This is a genomic window from Pseudotenacibaculum sp. MALMAid0570, from assembly GCF_040151415.1.
Lineage (GTDB): Bacteria > Bacteroidota > Bacteroidia > Flavobacteriales > Flavobacteriaceae > Polaribacter.
This window is the reverse complement of the sequence record NZ_JBDKWF010000028.1, coordinates 1-1,644: the sequence shown is the minus strand read 5'-3', so window position 1 is coordinate 1,644 and position 1,644 is coordinate 1. Positions and strand designations below refer to the sequence as shown.

Below are 1,644 nucleotides of genomic sequence, written 5' to 3'. Positions count from 1 at the left end.
TAAAACTCCCTGTTGCAGATTTGAACCTTGACCAACAGGTTTTTGTTGCCGCTTTTATTCATTCCTGCATTGAATTATTTCAAACCACTGAAAAAAGAAAAAATTCTTTTTTTGATTATCCCCCTCCTTTTATCGTCAGGCAAATATTTAAGCTAGACGAGACTTACTTAATTTGATTTTTAAATAGTGTAATCACCTAGAGAATTTCTTTGGGGTGATTTGTAGTATCTGGTATTTACCTAAATGCCAAATGTCAAACTATTTAATTATCAATACTATGCTGAATAAAAGCATCAAATTTTTAATCGAAAACAAACTTGTATCTGTATTATTACTTTTTCTCTTTTTAGGATGGGGAATTGTAAATGCACCTTTTAATTGGGAAACAGGATTTTTACCGAGTAACCCAGTAGCCGTAGATGCAATTCCTGATATTGGAGAAAACCAACAAATTGTTTTTACTAAGTGGGATGGTCGTTCACCACAAGATATTGAAGACCAAATTACGTATCCTTTAACAACCTCTCTTTTGGGTATTCCTGGAGTGAAAACCATACGGAGCTCTTCAATGTTTGGTTTTTCAAGTATCTATATCATTTTTGAAGAAGACATTGAATTTTACTGGAGTAGAAGTCGAATTCTTGAAAAGCTAAATTCGTTACCTAGCAATTTATTGCCTCAAGGAGTGAGCCCGACTTTAGGACCTGATGCAACAGGTTTAGGTCAAATATTTTGGTATACCTTAGAAGGAAGAGACGAAAATGGAAATGTTACAGGTGGTTGGGATTTACATGAATTAAGAAGTATTCAGGATTACTATGTTAAGTATGCCTTATCTTCTGCAAGTGGAGTATCTGAAGTAGCTTCAATAGGAGGCTATGTTCAGGAATACCAGATTGATATTAACCCAGAGCTAATGAGACAATATAATATTGGCTTGCATCATGTGGTTAAGGCAGTTAAGCAGAGTAATAAAGATATTGGAGCACAGACATTAGAGATTAATCAAGCAGAATATTTAGTTCGTGGACTTGGATATATCAAATCCATAAAGGACATAGAAGAGGCTGTTGTCAGTTCTGAAGAATTTACATCTATCAAGATAAAAGACATTGCAAATGTTTCATTAGGTCCAGCTGCAAGAAGAGGAATTCTTGACAAAGAGGGAGCAGAAGTGGTAGGTGGTGTCGTAGTTGCCAGATATGGAGCAAACCCCTTAGAAGTAATTAATAATGTAAAAGAAAAACTGAATGAGTTAAGTGCAGGATTGCCTAGTAAAAAATTAAAAGATGGTCGAGTATCACAAGTTACAGTAGTTCCTTTTTACGACAGAACAGATTTGATTAAAGAGACTTTAGGGACTTTGAATGAGGCGCTTGCTCTGGAGATTTTAATTACCATACTGGTTATCATCATTATGGTATTTAACCTAAGAGCTTCTATTTTGATTTCAGGGTTGTTACCTCTAGCTGTACTTATGGTATTTATAGCCATGAAAGCATTTGGTATAGATGCCAATATTGTCGCATTATCTGGAATCGCTATTGCTATTGGAACGATGGTTGATGTTGGAGTCATTCTATCAGAAAATATCATTCGACATTTTCAAGAGAATGAAGAAGGATTGTCAGCAAATGAAGTAGT

General features: G+C 35.0%; 1 protein-coding gene. It reads left to right on the top strand.

Features of this window, described 5'->3' with window-relative positions:
* Positions 1-277: 277 nt before the first annotated feature.
* The coding region (locus AAON49_RS00135) for an efflux RND transporter permease subunit (RefSeq protein WP_349551737.1) at positions 278-1,644 on the top strand (1,367 nt) is incomplete at its 3' end.